This window comes from Fusibacter sp. A1 (assembly GCF_004125825.1).
In the GTDB taxonomy this organism is placed as follows: domain Bacteria; phylum Bacillota; class Clostridia; order Peptostreptococcales; family Acidaminobacteraceae; genus QQWI01.
Genome location: NZ_QQWI01000004.1, coordinates 332847 through 353717, shown reverse-complemented (window position 1 = coordinate 353717; position 20871 = coordinate 332847). Strand labels below are relative to the sequence as shown.

The following is a 20871-nucleotide window of genomic DNA, read 5'->3' as shown; positions in this document are numbered from 1 at the left end:
TGATACATAGGGAGGAACACACATGAAACACATTAAGGTCATGTCGGTATTCGGAACAAGACCGGAGGCGATCAAAATGGCGCCGCTGGTGAAAGAGCTTGAGAAAACACCATGGGTGGACTCGATTGTATGCGTTACGGCACAACACCGTGAAATGCTCGACCAGGTACTTGAGATCTTTGACATCACACCGGATTTTGATTTGAATATCATGAAACAGAACCAGAAGCTGTCTGAAATCATAAGCAACATCCTTATCGGCATCGAGGAGGTCCTAGAAGAGGCGAAACCTGATCTGATGCTTGTGCACGGGGACACATCCACCACGTTCGCAGCTGCGATGGCCGCATTCAACAAGGGAATCAGAGTAGGGCACGTGGAAGCCGGCTTGCGTAGCGGAGACAAGTGGTCTCCTTACCCTGAGGAGATGAACCGTGTGCTTACGTCAAGACTTGCTGACATTCATTTTGCACCGACTGCTCTAAACCGCAAGAACCTTTTGGCTGAAAACGTATCGGACGAGCTGATAAGCATCACCGGCAATACAGCGATCGACGCTTTGATGATGATGATTGAAAAGGAATACGTTTTTGAGGATGAGCTTGTGAACGACATACTGGCAAGCGATCAGAAACTTGTTCTGGTTACAGCGCACAGACGTGAGAACCTAGGGACTCCTATGGAGAATATCTTCAGGGCCATCAAAAGGCTTGCCGACGATCATCCCGAGATTACGGTTGTTTATCCTATCCATCTGAACCCAAAAGTAAGGGCGATTGCTAACAGCATCCTCAATAACCATAAGAGAATTCATCTGATCGAACCGATGGTCTACAAACCGTTTGTGAATTTATCTGCAAAAGCCCATCTTATGCTTACCGATTCGGGCGGGATTCAGGAAGAAGCTCCTGCGCTAGGGATTCCAGTGCTAGTGCTTAGGACTGAGACGGAAAGACCTGAAGGGGTTGAAGCCGGAACACTGCTGATGGCTGGTGTCGAAGAGGATATGATCTACAAGTTGGCCCATGAGCTCTTGATTGACGAAGAAGCCTATCAAAAAATCGCCACCGCCCAGAATCCGTACGGAGACGGCTCGGCGAGCAAAAAAATAATCGAGGCGATCGGTAACTATTTTTCGATTTAGTGAAACCGACTTGCTTGTTTCTTAAAAAAACCGCCAGGGACATGAGATGACCCGGCGGTTTTTTAGTGCCCGCAAGCCTCACAGGGCAACATGTTTGACAAAACAATAAGTTTGACGAATTGTATATATTAATATTTCGTAATAACTATGTCTGTGAAACCGTTGTCAAATGAATAAATCTGTCACATTCTGTAGAATGGTTAAATTTCAGAAAATTCTGTAGTTTTTACAAGCGTTAATAATACTTGATTATAGATTGTCCATGGTGAATAATATTCAGTGAGAAGATACCACGGCACTTTGTTATTCATTTAACGGAAAATAATGCGTATTTGCACACCGCCATACAGTCTGTTGAAGTGCTTGAATTTAGTGCTTTTTGGTCTCGTTTTGTGATATTCTATTATGTGGGCAGAGGTATCTGCCAGGGTATTGTGGAGGTGCAGAATGCATAAATTGAAAAACGCGCAAGAAGCCGTTAGTAAAATTGAAAACGGTATGACGCTCATGATCGGTGGATTCCTTGGGGTAGGAACGCCAGAAACGCTCATTGATGCAGTCATTGCAAAAGGTGTAACTGATCTGACGATCATTTGCAACGACACGAGTTTTCCTGACCAGGGTATCGGCAAATTGGTTGTCGCAGGTCTTGTGAAAAAAGTGTACACATCGCATATCGGAACCAATCCTGAATCAGGAATGCGTATGAACGACGGCCGGATGGAGGTAGTTTTAACACCTCAGGGGACACTCGCAGAACAGGTACGCGCCGCAGGAGCCGGTCTGGGCGGTGTGATCACACCGACAGGTCTAGGTACGATTGTCGAAGAAGGAAAACAGATTATTGAAATCGACGGAAACCGCTTTATCGTTGAAAAGCCGTTAAAGGCGGACGTCGCTCTGATCCACGCTGAAAAGGTCGACATGAAGGGGAATGCTGTCTATGATAAGGCGGCTCAGAATTTCAATCCGCTGATGGCCATGGCCGCCGATTACGTAGTGATCGAAGCCCATGAACTTGTTGAAGTCGGTGAACTTGATCCGGATGTGATCCGCACGCCGCATATCTTCATCGATGCGATTGTGAAGGAGGCCTGACATGGATAAATTTCAGATAAGAGAAGTGATAGCAAGACGGGTTGCCAAAGAGTTTAAGGATGGAGATCTTGTAAACCTCGGCATAGGACTTCCTACGGAAGTTGCAAATTATGTGGATCCTAACATCGATGTCATCTTTCAATCGGAAAACGGATTCATTGGAATGGGACCTGCGCCTGTTAAGGGGCAAGAAATTAGAAACCTTGTGAACGCGGGATCTCAGCCGGTGACGATACTGCCAGGCGGCATGTACTTTGACAGCGCGATGTCTTTTGCGATTATCAGGGGCGGTCATTTGGACTGTACGGTTCTCGGCGCGCTTCAGGTTGACGAAAAAGGTAACCTTGCCAACTGGATGATACCTGGTAAAAAAGTACCTGGAATGGGCGGTGCCATGGATCTTGTGACGGGTGCGAAAAAAGTAATCGTCGCCATGGAGCACACTGCAAAAGGAAACATCAAGATCTTCAAAGAATGTACGCTACCGCTGACTGCTGCTGGAGCAGTTGACATGATCGTTACTGAAATGGGAGTTTTGGAAGTGACCGAAGCTGGTCTGCTTCTTAAAGAGATCAACCCTGAATTTACTGTGGAAGAGGTACAGTCGGCTACAGGCTGCACGATCTTGGTCGCTGATACGTTAATTAATATGTGCTAAGCAAGAATATACGAGTGGAGGAGGCTAAACGTGGGTAAGAAAGACTTTAGGATGTATGAGAACCTCGCGCTACTGTCGCAAGTCGGATTCATCATGATTGTTCCCATCGCCGGCGGACTTTTTGTCGGCAAATGGCTTGACGGCCTGTTTGGAACATCGCCGCTTTTCTTACTCGCGCTCATCATTCTCGGAACGCTCTCTGCGTTTGTCAGTTTATTTAAATTCACCATGGCTGCAAGTAAAAAAGATAAGAGGAAGTAATATGAACGAGGTTAGACAGACTATTCTCACTACAAGCAGACTTGTCGTGATTGTGAACGCGCTTGCGATAGGTGTTGTGACAATTTTATTTTCTAGACCCATGCCTTATGTTTTGGGGATTGTCTTCGGTTCGCTAATCGGCATGCTTAACTTTTATGAACTTGCGATCACACTTGAAAAATCGGTTAAGATGCATCCTGGGAAAGCAAACAGGTATGCCACGATCAAGTATATGGTTCGGTTTTTACTGACCGCGGTTGTGCTCTTCATCGCAATCCGGTCGCCACAGCTGCATGTTCTTGGAGCTGTGTTTGGACTTTTGTCGATAAAATTCGTCGTCTATGCGATGAATTTATTGAATGATAAAGAGTTTTACAAAAAAATTTTTGTAAGAAAGGAGGAATAGTCTATGCCAGGTACACAAGGGTTTGGTCCTGAGATAATTCAGATAGGTGACTTTCAGTTATCTCAAACCGTGACGGTAACATGGTTCATCATGGCTGTCATCATGATATTTGTATTGGTTGCGACTAAGAAAAAGGAAAACGTGCCGACAGGACTTCAAAACGTGGTAGAAGTGTTAGTGGACGCGATAAACGGTCTTGTGAAGCAGACGATGGGAGAACATCGTATGAACTTCGCACCTTATATGGGCACACTCCTGATTTTCTTAGCGGTTGCCAACTTATCAGGGTTATTCGGATTTAGACCTCCAACAGCAGATGTCAACACGACTATGGCGCTTGCGATTATGACGTTTTTCGCTATTCATGTTTTGGGTACTGTCAGTAAAGGTGCGGGATACTTTAAAGGATTTTTAGAGCCGTTTCCACTGCTACTGCCACTCAATATCATTGGCGAATTAGCAACTCCAATCTCACTAGGTTTTCGTTTGTTCGGAAACATCGTAGGTGGAACAATTATCATGTCCTTGCTTTACGGAGCGCTCGGTACCTTTGCGCTGATACCTATTCCGGCAGTGCTGCATGTCTACTTTGACCTGTTTGCCGGACTGTTGCAATCGTTCATTTTCACGATGTTGACAATGGTATTCGTTTCGATGGCTATTGACTAGGTAAGAGGTGTAAAATGGAAAACACAAACTTCATTGTTCAGTTTCTGAACTGGTTGATGACCTTTGACAGCAAAGTATTAGTCCTAGCCGCATCCTGCATTGGCGCAGGTCTTGCGATGATCGCGGGCATTGGTCCAGGGATCGGTCAGGGATACGCGGCTGGAAAAGGTGCGGAAGCCACAGCACGTAATCCAAAGAACAACAAGCAAACTACCATGGTTATGTTACTTGGAGCAGCTGTAGCTGAGACATCGGGCATTTTAGCTCTTGTTGTCGCACTTATTCTGCTTTATGGTAATCCGATGGTGACACAAGTTACTGGAGATAAAAGCGTTGCTTTCATCCTGATGGCGTCGGCACTTGGTGCGGGTCTTGCGATGATCGCAGGTATCGGACCGGGAATCGGTCAGGGATACGCTGCCGGTAAGGGAACAGAAGCGGTCGGTAAGCGACCAAAATTGCAATCAGCGGTTGTAAGAACTATGTTTTTAGGACAAGCAGTTGCTCAAACTACGGGTATATACGCGCTCATCATCGCACTCGTCTTGATGTTTGCAAACCCACTTATTAATTTGTTGGGGTAACCCATACGCACTACTGCGTATCATTAGTTTATTGATCATGAGTTAATTAGGAGGAAATACATATGGAAGCTGCAATCACAGGAAAAGCTTTAATTTTGGCTTGCTCGGCAATCGGTGCCGGACTTGCTATGATCGCCGGTATCGGACCTGGTATTGGTCAGGGTTATGCTGCTGGTAAAGGCGCTGAAGGTGTTGGAAGACAGCCTGAAGCTCAAGGTGACATCGTAAGAACAATGCTTTTGGGTGCTGCTGTTGCTGAGACAACTGGTATCTACGGTCTTATCATTGCTCTTATCCTATTGTTCGCAAATCCTTTGGTAGGCATGTTATAGTCAACAATCGATTGAACAGGAGGGATGAGTATGGAAGCCATTAATGTGGCAAACTTAGGACTGCAATTTGGTCTTGTAGAGATCAACGCAACATTCTTCTTTCAAATTTTCAATACACTTGTATTGTTCGCGTTCTTAAGATGGAAACTTTTCGGTCCTGTTAGTGAATTTATGCAAAAACGTACTGATAAGATTAAAGCATCTTTGGAAGAAGCAGAGAACAAACATCGCGATGTGGATGCCATCAAAGCCGATTACGAAGGCAGACTGGCAAACATCCACAATGAAGAACTCGCGATTATCAAAGAAGCAAGGCTTGTTGCTGAAAAGCGTGCAGCTGATATCATCAGACACGCTGAAAAAGATATTGTTACTTTGAAGGAACAAGCTCAAAAAGAAATTGAACGTGAACGTGAAAAGGCAATCAATCAACTAAAAGATGATATCGCATCACTTGCCATACTTGCAGCTTCTAAGGTTATAGACGCAGAAGTGGATAGTGTGAAACACAGCGCAATGTTGAGCGAATTCATCGAGAGAGTGGGCGATGCGAGATGGCACAATTAGTCACTGAAACGTACGCTGGTGCGCTCTACGAGGTTGGTGTCGACGCAGGTATGCTGGAAAGCATCTACGAGGAATTTAAGGCGGTAGTCGAAATATTCGAATCCGAACTTGATTTTTTCGAACTGTTCAAGACACCTAAGATTGCTAATGAGGAAAAGAAGCAGATCGTTCAAGATGTATTTGGCGATAAAGTTCAGACTGAACTTGTAAACTTCTTGAAAGTATTGATTGATAAACGCAGAACATATTATGTGATAGGTATTTTTGAAGCGTTTGAAGTGAAATTCAAAAAGCACTTTAAAATGGAGACTGCGCTTGTTACTACGGTTCAAGCCTTATCCGACGAGCAGGAAAGCACCTTGAAGGTTCAACTTAGTGAAATGACCGGTCTTACCATCTCGATCAAGAACATCATCGATGAGAGTGTGATCGGCGGTATGTTGATTCAAATCGGCGACCGTGTCATCGATAACACGTTAAAGCGTAGACTCGGTGATTTAAAAGAGTCACTTAATGGACTTGTCGTATGATGCCATGCGTAATCTATAGGAGAGAATGTTATGAAGCTTAGACCAGAAGAAATCAGCTCGGTCATCAAAGAGCAGATTAAGCGTTATGAGGATAAGCTCCAGATTGAAGATGTCGGTACAGTCATCCAGGTAGGTGACGGTATTGCTCGTGTTCACGGTCTAGCTCAGTGTATGGCCGGCGAACTTTTGGAGTTTCCTAATGAAGTATTTGGTATGGCACTCAACCTTGAGGAAGATAGTGTTGGTGTCGTGCTTCTTGGTTCTGACCAGGTAATCGTTGAGGGCGACCTTGTTAAACGTACCGGCAGAATTGTAGAGGTTCCTGTAGGGGAACAAATGATCGGACGTGTTTTGAACGCGCTTGGTCAACCGATCGACGGTAAAGGTCCGATCAAGTCTGACAAGTTTAGACCGATCGAATCGAATGCACCGGGTGTTATCGATAGAAAATCTGTCGATCAGCCGCTGCAAACAGGTATAAAGGCGATCGACTCGATGATTCCAGTAGGAAAAGGACAGCGTGAACTTATCATCGGCGACCGTCAAACTGGTAAGACTGCTATTGCAATCGATACGATCATCAACCAAAAAGAAGAAGAAGTTATTTGCATTTACGTTGCTATCGGTCAAAAGAAATCGACTGTCGTTCAGCTGGTTAAAGAGCTTGAAGAACGTGGTGCGATGGCTTATACGATCGTTGTCAACGCATCTGCATCAGAACCTGCACCGCTTCAGTACCTGGCGCCATATTCGGGTGTCACACTTGCTGAAGAGTTCATGCACCAAGGTAAAGATGTTCTGATCATTTATGATGACTTATCCAAACATGCCGTTGCCTACCGTGCGATGTCACTTTTACTTAGAAGACCACCAGGACGTGAAGCTTACCCAGGTGACGTGTTCTACCTGCACTCACGCCTACTTGAGCGTGCTGCGAAGTTAAGCGACAAATTGGGTGGCGGATCGATTACAGCGCTTCCGATCATTGAAACACAATCGGGCGACGTATCGGCATACATTCCAACGAACGTAATCTCGATCACTGACGGACAGATCTTCCTAGAGTCTGAGCTTTTCAACTCTGGACAAAGACCGGCTGTTAATGCGGGGATTTCGGTTTCTCGTGTTGGTGGTGCCGCTCAGATCAAGGCGATGAAGCAAGTTGCCAGCAAAATCAAACTTGAACTTGCCCAGTACAGAGAACTTGCGGCATTCGCTCAGTTTGGTTCGGAACTTGACATCGAAACGCAAAACGTGCTTAATCACGGTGAGCGTCTGATGGAAATCCTTAAGCAAAAGCAGTACGCACCGATGAAAGTCGAGCATCAGGTAGTCATTATCTTTGCTGCGACGAACAAGTACTTGATGGATATCGAAGTGAGCGCTATCGGCCGTTTTGAGCAGGAGTTTATCGAATATGTATCCGATAAGCACGCTAGCATCTTGAATGCGATCAAGACAACCGGTAAGATCGACGATAAACTTGAAGCTGAGCTTAAATCTGTCGTTGAGGCATTTAAAGTCATCTTTAAAGAGCGCGAGGAAAAACGTACGGATATTGCGTAAGTTTCCCAACCTGATTTTAGGAGGTACTAAATGGCTGGAATGGGTGCGCGCGATATAAAGCGTAAAATCAAAAGTGTCAATAGTACCAAGCAGATTACTAAGGCGATGGAGCTGGTTTCAACGGCTAAGCTGAAGCGCAACAAGGACATACTCGAACACACAAAACCTTATTTTGAAAAGGTGCTCGGTACGGTTCAACACATTCTGACGAATGAGAAGAACATAAAACACGAGTATCTGGAATCACGCCCTGTGAAGCATACGCTTTACATCGTGGTGACAGCTGATAGAGGGCTTTGCGGTGGCTACAATGTCAATGCGATCAAGCAAGTCGTCACTGATATCGACGATGCTTCAAAAGCTAAAATAATTAGTATTGGTAAAAAGGCGACGGATTTCTTTAATAGACGTGAAGCGGACGTAGTTGATTCCTTTATCTATATTTCTGAAAAACCGACGTATCAAGACGCTCAAGATATTGCCAACAAGGCACTTCGCTTGTACGCGCAAGAAAAAGTAGACGAGATCAAATTCGTCTATACAAAAATGGAGTCCACAATTTCACAGGTTCCTACGATGATCCAGCTTTTGCCGGTTGTCATTGAAGAGACCGAGGTTGTCGAACTTGAAGAATTTATCACTTATGAGCCATCGCCGGAAGCGGTGCTTGGCTACTTGATACCAAAATATATTGAAAGTACGATTTATGGTGGTTTAGTTGAATCAGCAGCTTCAGAGCAGGCTGCTAGAAGACTTGCGATGGAAAGTGCAACTGATAACGCACAAGAAATGATTGATGACTTATCACTGACATACAACCAGGCAAGACAGGCAGCAATCACACAAGAGATCTCAGAAATTGTCGGTGGAGCGAATGCCCTCGAATAATCAATTTTCCGAAGGGAGTGTAACTAGATGGCGCAGAATAAAGGTAAAGTCGTTCAGATTATCGGTGCGGTTATTGACGTCCGATTTGAAGCGGGCGAACTTCCGAATATCTACGACGCAGTACGTGTAGATTATAACGATATTCACGTCGTTGCAGAAGTTGCCCAACATACAGGTGACAACACTGTACGTTGTGTAGCTATGTCGTCGACAGATGGTTTGGTAAGAGGTATTGATGCCATCAATACCGGCAAACCGATTTCAGTACCGGTCGGACCTAAGGTTTTAGGAAGACTGCTTAATGTATTAGGTGAGGCTGTTGATGAAAAGCCGATGGAAGGTGTGGAAGAACGCTGGTCCATTCACCGTGAGGCACCTGCATTTGATGAACAGCAAACTACAACCGAAATCTTTGAAACAGGGATCAAGGTTATCGATCTGCTTTGCCCTTATGTTAAGGGTGGTAAGATCGGCCTATTCGGCGGTGCCGGCGTAGGTAAGACGGTTCTTATCCAGGAACTGATCAACAATATCGCAAAAGAACACGGTGGTCTTTCTGTATTTGCCGGTGTTGGTGAACGTACTCGTGAGGGTAACGACCTTTATCATGAGATGATAGAGTCAGGCGTTATCGACAAGACTTGTATGGTGTTCGGTCAAATGAACGAACCGCCGGGAGCTCGTATGCGTGTTGGTCTTACAGGACTTACAATGGCCGAGTACTTCCGCGACAGAGAAGGAAAAGACGTACTTCTATTTGTAGATAATATCTTTAGATTCACTCAAGCGGGTTCTGAGGTATCGGCGCTACTTGGCCGTATGCCGTCAGCGGTTGGTTACCAACCAACGCTTGCTACTGACATGGGTGCTCTTCAGGAGCGTATCACGTCAACTAAGAAAGGGTCGATCACTTCGGTTCAAGCGGTTTATGTTCCTGCCGATGACCTGACAGACCCAGCACCAGCGACTACGTTCTCTCACCTTGATGCTACGACAGTACTTTCTCGTAAGATCACTGAGATGGGCATCTACCCTGCGGTTGACCCGCTTGATTCTTCTTCAAGAATCCTGTCGCCAGCTGTAGTCGGTGAAGAGCACTACAAAGTCGCACGTGACGTTCAAGTAATCCTTCAGCGTTACAAAGAACTACAGGATATCATTGCGATACTTGGTATGGATGAGCTTTCTGATGAAGATAAAGTCGTCGTTGCACGTGCAAGACGTATTCAAAGATTCCTATCTCAACCCTTCCACGTTGCTGAGCAATTTACAGGATTTAGCGGCAAATACTGCGCACTAAAAGATACTGTACGTAGCTTTAAAGAAATCCTTGATGGTAAACATGATAACTTGCCTGAATCAGCGTTCCTGTTTGTTGGTGCGATTGAGGAAGCAGTTGAAAAGGCTAGAAACCTTTAGGGGGGAAGTCAATGAGCAAACAACTTAAGCTTGACATTGTAGCCCCGGATCAAAACTTATTTAGCGACTTGGTGGATATGGTAATCGTAAGAACTACAGAAGGCGATGTCGGAATCATGTATGACCATGAACCGACGGTCGCTCCACTCGCGATTGGTGCCCTCAGAATCATTCAAGGGGAAACTCAAAAGGTGGCTGCATGTTCCGGTGGCTTTATCAACGTTGAAGAAGATAAAATCACCATTATCACCGATGCTGCGGAATGGGCTGAGGGTATCGACAAGGCAAGGGCCGAAGCTGCGAAAAGCAGAGCGGAAAACAGACTTGTGCACGAAGACAAGGAAATCGACGTCAACCGTGCCAGAGTTTCCTTGAGAAGAGCGATCAACCGCATCCACGCTGCAGACACACACATACGTCACGAAAATCTATAACAATCAAAAGGCCTTCGGGTCTTTTTTTGTTTGGTGAGAAAGGCTTATTTTTAAAAACCACACTAAGGGTTCTTTTTATGCAACTTTTCTAATACCTGGCGCGTAGTCATTTAATACAAAGCTGGTACTTTTCATTTGAACATGTACTTTTAAGGCGCTGCGCTTCAAATGCAAGGAAAGATAGGTAGGTGAGGAATGTTTGCCTTGCTTTTGGAGCGGAGCGTCTTAAAGAAAGTGCGAAGGAAGATGGGGTTTATTGAATGGCGGTTAGTTGATTAGGTGAATAAAGAGTTGTTATGACCAACCCTTAGTGTGGTTTTATAGATAGCACCTCTCTTAATACTCTGATGAAGAGATTGGAGAGCAATGCATATTTGGAAAACCACACTAAGGGTTCTTATTATGCAACTCTTTTACTACCTAGCGCTTGTTCATTTGATGCCAACTGACATTTTTCAATTGTACATGTATTTTTAAGGCGCTTCGCTTGAAATGCAAGGAAGGATAGGTAGGTGAGGAATGTTTGACTTGCTTTTGGAGCGGAGCGTCTTAAAGAAAGTGCGAAGGAAGATGGGATTTATTGAATGGCGGTTAGTTGATTAGGTGAATAAAGAGTTGTTATGACCAACCCTTAGTGTGGTTTTATAGATAGCACCTCTCTTAATACTCTGATGAAGAGATTGGAGAGCAATGCAATTTTGGAAAACCACACTAAGGGTTCTTTTTATGCAACTCTTTTACTACCTAGCGGTTGTTCATTTGGTGCCAACTGACATTTTTCAATTGGACATGCATTTTTAAGGCGCTGTGCTTGAAATGCAAGGAAGGATAGGTAGGTGAGGAATGTTTGCCTTGCTTTTGGAGCGGAGCGTCTTAAAGAAAGTGCGAAGGAAGATGGGATTTATTGAATGGCGGTTAGTTGATTAGGTGAATAAAGAGTTGTTATGACCAACACTTAGTGTGGTTTTATAAATAGAATCTCTCTGAACAAGAAATTACAATCGACCTCATTAGACTTTCATTTTATTAATCGTAAAATTGTGTTATAATGCTTTGGTAGTCTGTCTATAAATAAAACATAAATTTAATATTACAATAAATTGATAGATATGAGAGCATAATTCGTTGAGGGAGGCCTATTCAAGTGGCAAAGTATATTGTTGAACCTGTAAAAAAACTAAGAGGCGAAATTCGTGTGGACGGTGCGAAGAACGGTGTTTTACCACTGATGGCCGCAGCGCTTCTTACGGATGAGATGTGTGAAATCCATGATGTTCCAAACTTAAGGGATGTGGGTGTCATGTCTGAAGTGTTGAGATCGCTAGGTGCCGAGGTGAATCGAAACGGATCCTCCATGCAAATCACCACACCTAAAATCACCTCGAATGAAGCACCTTATGAATATGTCTCTCAAATGAGGTCGTCATTTGATGTTATGGGACCGCTTCTTGCAAGAACAGGACTGGCAAGGGTTCCGATGCCAGGAGGATGTGCGATTGGGGAAAGACCGATCGATCTTCATATCAAAGGATTCAAAGCGCTTGGCGCAGAGGTTTCTTTCGGGCACGGATTTGTGGAAGCCAAGGCGAAAAAACTTGTTGGCGCTTCTATCTATCTGGATTTTCCGAGTGTGGGCGCTACAAAAAACATCATGATGGCTGCGACGCTTGCAGAGGGAGTGACACATATCGAAAATGCGGCTAAGGAGCCTGAAATCGTCGATATCGCGAATTTTTTAAATAAGCTTGGCGCCAAAGTACAAGGTGCCGGTACCGATACGATTAGAATTACGGGTGTGGACGTCTTAAAAGGCGCCGCACATACGGTTTTACCGGATAGGATCGAGGCTGGAACTTATCTTATCATGGCTGGAATGCTCGATAGCGATCTTAAGATCAACAATATCGAACCAAGCCATTTAAAGCCTGTCATCGCTAAGCTTAGAGAATGCGGAGTGACTCTTGAAGAGGACGAGGACTGCATTTATGTGAAGAGCTCGGGTAAGCTTAAAGCCGTGGATATCACGACACTTCCTTATCCAGGTTTTCCAACAGACCTTCAGGCGCAGTTTATGGCGCTTCTCACTAGAGCAGAGGGTAGCAGTGTTGTGATGGAAACCGTTTTTGAAAACAGATTCATGCACGTCAGCGAACTTAACCGAATGGGCGCCAATATAAAAATCGAGGGTCACAGTGCTATCTTGAGCGGTGACTGCAACCTTCAGGGGGCACAGGTTAAGGCGACTGACTTAAGAGCGGGAGCTGCGCTGATCATGGCGGGACTTGTGGCGGAAGGAAACACTGAGATTCACGATATCTACCATATTGACCGTGGATACAACGATCTTGTAAATAAACTTCGTGGAATCGGCATCAAGATCACACGAGTAGAAGAATAAAAGGAGGCCCTAAAATGTTTGGACTAGGAACTGAAATTGGAATAGATCTTGGAACTGCGAATGTTCTTGTATACATTAAGGGTAAGGGCATTGTTTTGCAGGAACCGTCTGTAGTCGCGATCGACAAGGATACGGACAGGGTCTTAGCCGTGGGTAATGATGCCAGAAAAATGTTAGGCCGTACTCCTGGCAATATCGTAGCAATCAGACCCTTGAAAGACGGTGTGATTTCGGATTATGATGTAACAGAGAGAATGTTAAGATACTTCATCAATAAGACGTGTGGCAAAAGAAGATTCTTCAGGCCAAGACTGATGGTCTGTGTTCCGAGCGGCGTGACAGAAGTCGAAAGAAGAGCGGTTATCGACGCTTCTACAGAGGCTGGCGGCGCAAAGACCTTCTTGATTGAAGAACCTATCGCAGCTGCTATCGGTGCGGGACTTGATATTTATAAACCGGATGGAAACATGATTATCGATATCGGCGGCGGTACGACGGATATCGCTGTCATCTCTCTGGGTGGCGTAGTGGTAAGTAAATCGATTAAAGTCGCCGGCGACAAGTTCGATGAGGCAATCATCCGCTATATGAGAAAGAACCACAACCTTTTGATCGGTGAGCGTACTGCTGAAGAGATGAAAATGAACATCGGGACTGCTTCACCTAGAGTGAAGTCGCTGATGATGGACTGCAGGGGCCGTGACTTGATCACAGGGCTTCCTAAAAACAAGACGATCAGCTCCGAGGAGATGATGGAAGCCCTGCAGGAGACAGTGAACGCCATCAGCGACGCTGTTCACGCGGTACTCGAGAAAACACCGCCAGAGCTTGCTTCTGACATCAGTACCCGTGGTATTGTCATGACTGGTGGAGGCGCGTTACTTCACGGGCTCAACAAGCTTCTTGAAAAAAGAACCGGCATCCCTGTGTATATCGCAGAAGACGCTGTGAGCTGTGTCGCTATCGGCACGGGTATGTCTCTTGAGCATATGGATCTTTTAGAAAGCGCCCAAAGCATGCACCGCGCAAGAAAATACAAGTAATCTAAAAGACTCCCATAGGAGTCTTTTTTTTAGTTGAACTATATAGGATATGTGCGAACCGACAGGTGAATATTCATAAAAAAAACGTTAAGTTATACGGAGTTCCTGCCGATAACTTACTTAGCAAATTACTAGTGTTGGAGGGTGTTATGTTAAGAGGACTATATTCGGTATCGACGGTGTTAGAACAAAATACGAGATCCATCAACGTGATGTCGAATAACCTAGCAAACGTGAACACCCATGGTTATAAGAGAGACCTTGCCCTTTACGAGGAATTCAGCGCCAAGCTTCTCACGAAAATGGGTGGCAATTACCCGACAACCAGTGGCGGTAACGCGACTGTGAGTGTGAAAGATACCGCCGAGACAAAGATCGCAACGACTTCAAACGGCTACTTCAGGGTTGAATCGGACGGAGGCATTTCGCACAACACTTCAGTAGAGTTTAGAGTTGGAGATGACGGATTTTTACGTACAGTATATAGAAACGGTTATCAGAACATCATCAAGGATGCGGGACAAAAGGTGCTAGGCGCTAACGGACCCATCCAAGTAGGCGATCAGGATTTTGAAGTGGATGAGTCCGGTAATGTGCTCGTCGGCGGTCAAGTGATCGACTCGCTTGTCTATCAGGCACCAAAAGGCGTGATCGGAACCTTAAGCGGTGGTATCAAGTTCAACCGCGTAGTGACAGATCTGGAACAGTCCGATCTTCAAAGGACTGAAAGTACGCTTGATTTCGGTCTTAATGACAAGGGCTTCTTTAAGGTTCAGACTCCACAGGGCGAAATGTATACCCGAAACGGACAGTTTAAGATCAACAGCAATATGGAGCTTGTCACGGATGAAGGATTCAACGTGATCGGCATAGACGGACCGATCGTTCTGAACGACAGGGACATCAGCGTCAACAAGTTCGGTGAGATCGCCGCAGGCGGCGAATTAATAGATAAGTTTAAGATTGTGAATCCTACCAATGTGGAACGACTAAAGAAAATCGGTGCTTCTGTCTACCGTTTTGACGGAGAAATGACAGAAGAGCCTTACGGCGGAGAGATACTTCAAGGTTTTCTAGAGGGATCCAACGTGGATTCGCTTAAGGAAATGATTCAGATTATGGAAACGTACAGATCGTACGAAAGCGCACAACGTGTAGTCAAGTCATATGACGAGACACTTGACAAGGCCGTGAACGAAGTGGCACGTGTTTAGTAGGGAGGAAGTAAAATGAGAGCGTTATGGTCAGCAGCAACTGGGATGAAAGGCTTGCAATTAGCTATCGATACAATTTCAAATAACCTTGCTAACGTAAACACAACAGGTTATAAGAAGCAGAGAATTGAGTTTAAGGACTTATTATATGAAAAATTGGATAACAAGGACGGTTCTGACGGACTGGGCGCACCGGTCAACCTAGAAGTGGGTCATGGTGTCATGTCGTCGGCAACTGTTAGAAATTTTGGTCAGGGTAACATTCAGGCGACGGACAATCAACTCGATGTTGCGATTCAGGGACCTGGTTTTTTTGAGATCATCGACGAGAACGACAATGTGTTCTATTCGAAGGACGGCTCTTTCAAGCTGGGACTCACAGAACAGGGCAAGCGACTGGTCACTTCTGAAGGCTTTATCGTAAATGGAGTGGACGGACCCATTGATCTTGAAGGTGATATCGCAGATCTTAAGATCGAACAGAACGGTGATATCACGGTTAAGTATGCTGATGCCGAAGAGGGTGAATATATCTTGGTCGGAACCATCAAGGTAGTGAAAATTCCGAATCCTCCAGGACTTGAAAGTAAGGGTCTTAACCTATTTAAAACATCCGAGGCATCGGGTGAGGCGCTGCTTGTGGACGACGGCACCGCGGGAACGCTGATGCAAGGATTTTTAGAAACATCGAACGTACAGGTGGTCGAAGAGATGATCAACTTGATTTCGATGCAGCGCGCTTATGAAATCAACTCAAAAACAATCCAGACATCCGACCAGATGTTAGAACTTGCCAACAACCTCAAGCGATAGCATTTGAGTGACAAAGCCCAAGAGGTGAAACCATGAACATATCAAGCATCAATCCGACCGTTCAAGCGGAACAGTTAAAAGCGGAAATGAATGGCGAAGCAAAAGCCGCAGAAGGTTTTCAAGAGGCGCTGCAAAAGGCTGCCGAAAGCGGAGACGTCGAGAAATTAAAAAAAGTCGCCACAGATTTTGAAGAAGTGTTTGTCAATATGCTGTTAAAAGCCATGAGAAGCACCGTTGTGGACAGCGGACTAACTGAAAAGAGCAACCAGAGAGATATTTTCCAGGGCATGCTCGACGAGTCCTTTGCAAAAGAAATGGCAGAGGCTGGCGGAATAGGCATTGCTGACATGATGGTAAAACAGCTTGAAAAATATATCGCTCATGAAGCCGATGAAACTAGAGAACCCTTTGATCTTAAAGGCTAAGACTGCGAAAGCGGTCTTTTTTTATTGTGCGGATTATTAGATGAGATAGATGGTAGTGATAATTTTAAAAACCACACTAAGGGTTCGTACTTACAACGCTTCATTCACCCAAAATCCTTCCTTGTATTTCAAGCGCAGCGCCTTAAAAGTACATGTCCAGATGAAAAGTGCCAGCCAACACCAAATGAACAACCGCTAGGTAGTAAAAGAGTTGCATAAAAAGAACCCTTAGTGTGGTTTTAAAAATAAGCATTGCCCTCCAACCTCTTCATCAGAGTATAAAGAGAAGTGCCATCTATAAAACCACACTAAGGTTTGGTCATAACAACTCTTTATTCACCTAATCAACTAACCGCCATTCAATAAATCCCATCTTCCCTCGTACTTTCTTTAAGACGCTGCGCTCCAAAAGCAAGGCAAACATTCCTCACCTACCTATCTTTCCTTGTATTTCAAGCGAAGCGCCTTAAAAATACATGTACAAGTGAAAAATGTCAGTTGGCACCAAATGATCAAACGCTAGGTAGTGAAAGTGTTGCATAAAAAGAAACCTTAGTGTGGTTTTAAAATAATCCCTACCTTTAGCCTTCTACAATCTCTTAGCACTAGCTACTAATATGTGATATAATAATTTTGAAAACGATTATGATGATAATGAGGTGACTTATGATTTTAGAAGCTAAAGATATTCAAAAGATAATTCCGCACAGGTATCCTTTTTTGCTAGTGGACAGGATCATCGAGCTTGAAGCGGGTGTGAAGGCTGTGGGAATCAAGAATGTTACGGTGAATGAGCCGTTTTTTCCAGGTCATTTTCCGGGTAATCCGATCATGCCTGGTGTCTTGCAGGTTGAGGCCCTTGCTCAGGTAGGTGCTGTGGCTTTACTTTCTCAAGATGAGTTTAAGGGAAAACTTGCTGTGTTTGCAGGGATCGACAACTTAAGATTTAAAAAACAGGTGCTGCCTGGCGACACCTTGAGACTTGAAGTTGAAATCGTTTCGATTAGAAGAAATATCGGTAAGGGCAATGCTGTCGCTTATGTAGGAGACAAAGTCGCTTGTAAAGGCGAGATCATGTTTGGAATCACAGATGTAGAATAAAGGCCATGCTGGCCTCAGACTGTTGACAAAGCCCAATTTCTGCGTCATTTCAAAAAAGCAGCACGCTTATGTATGTCTAGATACACTGCGCCCGCTGCTTTTTCTTATTCCTTGAACTTGAACTTTGTCAACAGTCTGCGATTTTGTTGACTTTGTAAACAACCTCAGGCCATGCTGGCCTTTTTTTGTTTGTCAGATTCTTTTAGCACAGTGTGAGACGATAGGTCTTTTAGTGTTAGAATAATGGGGTATACTATTAGAAGGTTTATAAAGGATAATTTTGAAGAATAAGAAGGTGGCTTATGAGGGCATTAGTACTGGAGGGCGGCGGTGCCAAAGGCGCTTACCATGTGGGCGCGTGGAAAGCGCTTGATGAACGCGGCGAAAAATTTGATATTGTGACAGGCACATCGATAGGGGCCCTCAACGGATCGCTTTACGCCCAAGGCGATTTGGAACTTGCCATTGACCTTTGGAGCAATCTTTCTGCAGAACAGGTCGTTGCAGGTGACACTGAGTTGTTGGAAAAACTGATTAATTTTAATGTGACATCTGAGGATTTTTTACCCGCCATCTACTATTTACGTAGTGTTATTGGTAAAATGGGACTTGATATATCGCCGCTGAGAAAACTTGTCAAGGATACGATTGACGAGGAAAAGGTGAGAAATTCCAAAACAAAGCTTGGAATCGTGACGGTATCCCTTACGGATTTCAAACCGATTGAAGTAGGAATCGACGAGATTCCAAAAGACCTTTTACATGAGTATCTGCTTGCGAGTGCCAACCTGCCGATATTCAAGATGAACCGAACCCAAGGCAAGATCTATATCGACGGTGGGTTTTATGACAACCTGCCCATCAATCTTGCAAAACGGATGGGGGCGACTTCCTTTACCACGATAGAACTTGGCGCGATCGGTATCAAACGTATTCCAAAAAATATCGAAAGGCGAAGAATTGTTCCTGTAGACAATGTAGGTAAAATTCTGGAATTCACCACCGACAACGCAAAGAAGAATTTGAAGCTTGGATATTTTGATGCGATAAAAGTGATGGACGAGCAGCTAGGCATTAGGTACTATATTGAAAAGGCAGTCGATGATAAGCATGTGTTTGAGTCGCTGATGGGACTGGATAAGATGGCGCTTTCGAATCTGGCACGTGTGATGGGATATGACGGGATGGATCCGAGAAGGTTCACCTTTGAAAAACTGACCCCGCATCTTGCGGAGATGCTTGGACTGGATTCTAAATCGAGCTATACGGAGATCCTGATCGCTCTTCTTGAAAATATCGGAGACAGCGTGGGGATGGAAAGATTCAAGGTAAGAAAAATGAGTGACTGGATACAGGAGATTCACAATTTGTACAAACCTGGCGGTATCCGGACAAATGAACTCAACCTATTTGAAAAAATGTTCTTTCAAGTGAATGTCATGTCCGACGCACAACGGAACATATTTTATAAAACAGTCTATGAAAAATTGATGTATGAGGTGAAATTATGACTTACAAAGAGATTTATGCTGCATGGCTTAAGGATGAGAGCTTTGACGAGGCTTTCAGATTGGAACTTGAAGGTCTGAGCGATGAAACTGAGATTGAAGATAGGTTTTACAAGGACTTGTCTTTCGGTACGGCGGGAATGCGCGGTATCATCGGCGCGGGAAGAAATAGAATCAACAAATACATTGTAAGAAAAGCGACTCAGGGATATGCCAATTACCTGCTTTCTAAAGATCCCGATGCGACATGTGTGATCGCCTATGACAACAGACGTATGTCGATTGAATTCAGTGAAGAGACGGCTGCTGTATTTGCCGCCAACGGTATCAAGACTTACCTTTTTGACTCGCTAAGAACGACGCCGGAGCTGTCATTTGCCATCAGAGAGCTGGAAACCACAGGCGGTGTAGTGATCACTGCCAGCCATAATCCTCCAGAATACAACGGCTACAAGGTATATGGACCGGACGGCGCGCAGCTGATTCCTGTCGAGGCGGATAAGGTGGCTGATGCTGTGAATGCGGTGACTGACTTTAGTGAGGTCAAGTACATGGACTTCGACCAGGCGATTGCTTCCGGTAAAATAGTAATGATCGGACAGAAGATCGACGACTTGTTCCTTCATGCCGTAAAGAAACAGATTGTAAACAAAGAGGCTTATCAGACTCCGATGACCATCGCCTATTCACCGCTTCACGGCACAGGTGGCATGATCATTGAAAAGCTGATGGGAGAACTTGGTGTTGACGATATCCGATTTGTCAAAGAGCAAATGGTCGTGGATACTGAATTTACGACTTGCAAGCAACCGAATCCCGAAAACCTGGAGGCTTTTGAAGTGTCCATGGCCTTCGGTGAAACAGTGGATGCCAAGCTTCTGATCGCGACAGATCCTGATGCGGACCGTGTGGGCGTCGTCGTAAGAGATAGAGACGGAGTTTATGTGCCGCTAAACGGCAATCAGATAGGCGCTTTGCTGACGAATTATGTTCTAAGCACCAAAAAGAACCTGCCTGAAAACGGTATTATCGTAAAGACTGTGGTCACAAGTGATCTGGGTCCTAAAATCGCTAAGGATTTCGGGGTGGATTTCGTTGAGACACTGACAGGATTCAAGTTCATCGGTGAGAAGATCAGAGGCTACGAAGAGGATGGAACCAAGAACTTCATCTTAGGATTCGAAGAGAGTTACGGCTACCTGATCGGCACACATGCCCGCGACAAGGACGCCGTCGTCGCGACGATGTTAGTCGTTGAAATGGCCAAGTACTTTGAAGCAAAGGGTAAGAACCTGCTTGAAGTACTGGACGAACTATATCAGAAGTATGGCTACCATCTTGACCATATGGTTTCTAAGACCCTTGCAGGTAAAGCGGGTATGGAACAGATCACAGAGATCATGGCAGGCTTCAGGACGGGTGCGAAGGCTTACTTTGGCGACTTGAACCTGGTTAAGTTCGACGATTTTGAAAAACGGGAAGCCACAGACCTGAACACTGGTGCTGTGACTCAGCTTGAACAGCCGAACTCGGATGTGCTCAAGTATTACCTTGAAGACGGTTCGTGGTTTGCAGTAAGACCATCCGGTACAGAGCCGAAAATCAAGTTCTACTGCTCGGTACAAGGCGAGACAAAAGAAAAGGCCGAAACGCTGATTGAGAAGCTCGAAAAGACGATTCTAGCGTTTGTTGACCATATTATTGAATAAGTTGTTGAGTAAGGGCGCCTATTATGGGCGCTCTTTTTAGATGAAGGGAGGAGACATCTATAAAACCACACTAAGGGTTGTTACTTGCAAACCTTTATTCACTT

The 20871-nt window shown here is 44.9% G+C and carries 22 protein-coding genes and 1 pseudogene; all 23 read left to right on the top strand.

Annotated features, from left to right (window positions below):
* The first annotated feature begins 22 nt into the window (after positions 1-22).
* The 23 genes and pseudogenes from wecB to DWB64_RS07350 all read left to right on the top strand — a co-directional run bounded on the left by wecB (position 23) and on the right by DWB64_RS07350 (position 20767).
* Complete coding sequence (wecB, locus tag DWB64_RS07455; protein WP_129487586.1) at positions 23-1144, top strand: non-hydrolyzing UDP-N-acetylglucosamine 2-epimerase; 1122 nt, start codon at positions 23-25, stop codon at positions 1142-1144.
* Positions 1145-1591: 447 nt separating this feature from the next.
* Positions 1592-2242, top strand: a complete 651-nt coding sequence (locus tag DWB64_RS07450; protein WP_129487585.1) for a CoA transferase subunit A — start codon at positions 1592-1594, stop codon at positions 2240-2242.
* 1 nt (position 2243) lies between these two features.
* On the top strand, positions 2244-2900 hold the full coding sequence (locus DWB64_RS07445) for a 3-oxoacid CoA-transferase subunit B (RefSeq protein ID WP_129487584.1): 657 nt from the start codon (positions 2244-2246) through the stop codon (positions 2898-2900).
* A 30-nt stretch (positions 2901-2930) separates the two neighbouring features.
* Positions 2931-3161 (top strand): AtpZ/AtpI family protein, encoded by a 231-nt coding sequence (locus DWB64_RS07440; protein ID WP_129487583.1) that lies wholly within the window; start codon positions 2931-2933, stop codon positions 3159-3161.
* 1 nt (position 3162) lies between these two features.
* Positions 3163-3567 (top strand): ATP synthase subunit I, encoded by a 405-nt coding sequence (locus DWB64_RS07435; RefSeq protein ID WP_129487582.1) that lies wholly within the window; start codon positions 3163-3165, stop codon positions 3565-3567.
* A 3-nt stretch (positions 3568-3570) separates the two neighbouring features.
* Positions 3571-4236 carry a F0F1 ATP synthase subunit A gene (gene atpB / locus DWB64_RS07430; protein ID WP_129487581.1) on the top strand — a complete coding sequence of 222 codons (666 nt, stop codon included), beginning with the start codon at positions 3571-3573 and terminating at the stop codon, positions 4234-4236.
* Positions 4237-4250: 14 nt separating this feature from the next.
* A pseudogene (gene atpE / locus DWB64_RS19620) lies at positions 4251-4517 on the top strand (ATP synthase F0 subunit C); the annotation flags it as partial.
* Between the two features lie 21 nt (positions 4518-4538).
* On the top strand, positions 4539-4820 hold the full coding sequence (gene atpE / locus DWB64_RS19615; protein WP_348983830.1) for an ATP synthase F0 subunit C: 282 nt from the start codon (positions 4539-4541) through the stop codon (positions 4818-4820).
* A 62-nt stretch (positions 4821-4882) separates the two neighbouring features.
* Complete coding sequence (gene atpE / locus DWB64_RS07420) at positions 4883-5152, top strand: ATP synthase F0 subunit C (RefSeq protein ID WP_129487579.1); 270 nt, start codon at positions 4883-4885, stop codon at positions 5150-5152.
* Positions 5153-5182: 30 nt separating this feature from the next.
* Positions 5183-5719: a F0F1 ATP synthase subunit B gene (atpF, locus tag DWB64_RS07415; RefSeq protein ID WP_164980300.1), complete on the top strand. Its 537-nt coding sequence runs from the start codon at positions 5183-5185 to the stop codon at positions 5717-5719.
* A complete protein-coding gene (locus DWB64_RS07410) occupies positions 5707-6249 on the top strand; it encodes a F0F1 ATP synthase subunit delta (RefSeq protein WP_129487577.1) in 543 nt (180 codons plus the stop codon). The genes atpF and DWB64_RS07410 overlap by 13 nt, the downstream gene beginning before the upstream one ends.
* Positions 6250-6279: 30 nt before the next feature.
* Entirely contained in the window at positions 6280-7815 is a 1536-nt protein-coding gene (atpA, locus tag DWB64_RS07405) for a F0F1 ATP synthase subunit alpha (RefSeq protein ID WP_129487576.1), read from the top strand.
* Between the two features lie 30 nt (positions 7816-7845).
* Positions 7846-8703, top strand: a complete 858-nt coding sequence (gene atpG, locus DWB64_RS07400) for an ATP synthase F1 subunit gamma (RefSeq protein WP_129487575.1) — start codon at positions 7846-7848, stop codon at positions 8701-8703.
* Positions 8704-8730: 27 nt separating this feature from the next.
* Positions 8731-10122, top strand: a complete 1392-nt coding sequence (gene atpD / locus DWB64_RS07395) for a F0F1 ATP synthase subunit beta (RefSeq protein WP_129487574.1) — start codon at positions 8731-8733, stop codon at positions 10120-10122.
* Between the two features lie 11 nt (positions 10123-10133).
* Positions 10134-10556 (top strand): F0F1 ATP synthase subunit epsilon, encoded by a 423-nt coding sequence (locus tag DWB64_RS07390; protein ID WP_129487573.1) that lies wholly within the window; start codon positions 10134-10136, stop codon positions 10554-10556.
* 1144 nt (positions 10557-11700) lie between these two features.
* Positions 11701-12954 (top strand): UDP-N-acetylglucosamine 1-carboxyvinyltransferase, encoded by a 1254-nt coding sequence (gene murA / locus DWB64_RS07385; RefSeq protein WP_129487572.1) that lies wholly within the window; start codon positions 11701-11703, stop codon positions 12952-12954.
* A gap of 14 nt (positions 12955-12968) precedes the next feature.
* Positions 12969-13997, top strand: coding sequence for a rod shape-determining protein (locus DWB64_RS07380; RefSeq protein ID WP_129487571.1), 1029 nt, complete (start codon positions 12969-12971; stop codon positions 13995-13997).
* A 149-nt stretch (positions 13998-14146) separates the two neighbouring features.
* The gene (locus DWB64_RS07375) at positions 14147-15211 is read left to right on the top strand and encodes a flagellar hook-basal body protein (RefSeq protein WP_129487570.1); all 1065 of its coding nucleotides are present in this window, start codon (positions 14147-14149) and stop codon (positions 15209-15211) included.
* A 15-nt stretch (positions 15212-15226) separates the two neighbouring features.
* Positions 15227-16024 (top strand): flagellar basal-body rod protein FlgG, encoded by a 798-nt coding sequence (gene flgG / locus DWB64_RS07370; RefSeq protein ID WP_129487569.1) that lies wholly within the window; start codon positions 15227-15229, stop codon positions 16022-16024.
* Between the two features lie 32 nt (positions 16025-16056).
* On the top strand, positions 16057-16449 hold the full coding sequence (locus tag DWB64_RS07365) for a rod-binding protein (RefSeq protein WP_129487568.1): 393 nt from the start codon (positions 16057-16059) through the stop codon (positions 16447-16449).
* A 669-nt stretch (positions 16450-17118) separates the two neighbouring features.
* Positions 17119-17550: a 3-hydroxyacyl-ACP dehydratase FabZ gene (fabZ, locus tag DWB64_RS07360; protein WP_206736654.1), complete on the top strand. Its 432-nt coding sequence runs from the start codon at positions 17119-17121 to the stop codon at positions 17548-17550.
* Between the two features lie 302 nt (positions 17551-17852).
* The gene (locus DWB64_RS07355) at positions 17853-19061 is read left to right on the top strand and encodes a patatin-like phospholipase family protein (RefSeq protein WP_129487566.1); all 1209 of its coding nucleotides are present in this window, start codon (positions 17853-17855) and stop codon (positions 19059-19061) included.
* Positions 19058-20767 (top strand): phospho-sugar mutase, encoded by a 1710-nt coding sequence (locus DWB64_RS07350; RefSeq protein WP_129487565.1) that lies wholly within the window; start codon positions 19058-19060, stop codon positions 20765-20767. The genes DWB64_RS07355 and DWB64_RS07350 overlap by 4 nt, the downstream gene beginning before the upstream one ends.
* Positions 20768-20871: the final 104 nt, after the last annotated feature.

Coding starts and splice junctions, on each gene's coding strand:
- DWB64_RS07450 (WP_129487585.1), top strand. CDS start 1,592: ATGCATAAATTGAAAAACGCGCAAGAAGCCGTTAGTAAAATTGAAAAC.
- atpE (WP_129487579.1), top strand. CDS start 4,883: ATGGAAGCTGCAATCACAGGAAAAGCTTTAATTTTGGCTTGCTCGGCA.
- wecB (WP_129487586.1), top strand. CDS start 23: ATGAAACACATTAAGGTCATGTCGGTATTCGGAACAAGACCGGAGGCG.
- DWB64_RS07410 (WP_129487577.1), top strand. CDS start 5,707: ATGGCACAATTAGTCACTGAAACGTACGCTGGTGCGCTCTACGAGGTT.
- atpD (WP_129487574.1), top strand. CDS start 8,731: ATGGCGCAGAATAAAGGTAAAGTCGTTCAGATTATCGGTGCGGTTATT.
- DWB64_RS07365 (WP_129487568.1), top strand. CDS start 16,057: ATGAACATATCAAGCATCAATCCGACCGTTCAAGCGGAACAGTTAAAA.
- atpF (WP_164980300.1), top strand. CDS start 5,183: ATGGAAGCCATTAATGTGGCAAACTTAGGACTGCAATTTGGTCTTGTA.
- DWB64_RS07445 (WP_129487584.1), top strand. CDS start 2,244: ATGGATAAATTTCAGATAAGAGAAGTGATAGCAAGACGGGTTGCCAAA.
- atpE (WP_348983830.1), top strand. CDS start 4,539: ATGGTGACACAAGTTACTGGAGATAAAAGCGTTGCTTTCATCCTGATG.
- atpG (WP_129487575.1), top strand. CDS start 7,846: ATGGCTGGAATGGGTGCGCGCGATATAAAGCGTAAAATCAAAAGTGTC.
- DWB64_RS07435 (WP_129487582.1), top strand. CDS start 3,163: ATGAACGAGGTTAGACAGACTATTCTCACTACAAGCAGACTTGTCGTG.
- DWB64_RS07350 (WP_129487565.1), top strand. CDS start 19,058: ATGACTTACAAAGAGATTTATGCTGCATGGCTTAAGGATGAGAGCTTT.
- DWB64_RS07390 (WP_129487573.1), top strand. CDS start 10,134: ATGAGCAAACAACTTAAGCTTGACATTGTAGCCCCGGATCAAAACTTA.
- flgG (WP_129487569.1), top strand. CDS start 15,227: ATGAGAGCGTTATGGTCAGCAGCAACTGGGATGAAAGGCTTGCAATTA.
- atpA (WP_129487576.1), top strand. CDS start 6,280: ATGAAGCTTAGACCAGAAGAAATCAGCTCGGTCATCAAAGAGCAGATT.
- atpB (WP_129487581.1), top strand. CDS start 3,571: ATGCCAGGTACACAAGGGTTTGGTCCTGAGATAATTCAGATAGGTGAC.
- DWB64_RS07355 (WP_129487566.1), top strand. CDS start 17,853: ATGAGGGCATTAGTACTGGAGGGCGGCGGTGCCAAAGGCGCTTACCAT.
- DWB64_RS07375 (WP_129487570.1), top strand. CDS start 14,147: ATGTTAAGAGGACTATATTCGGTATCGACGGTGTTAGAACAAAATACG.
- DWB64_RS07380 (WP_129487571.1), top strand. CDS start 12,969: ATGTTTGGACTAGGAACTGAAATTGGAATAGATCTTGGAACTGCGAAT.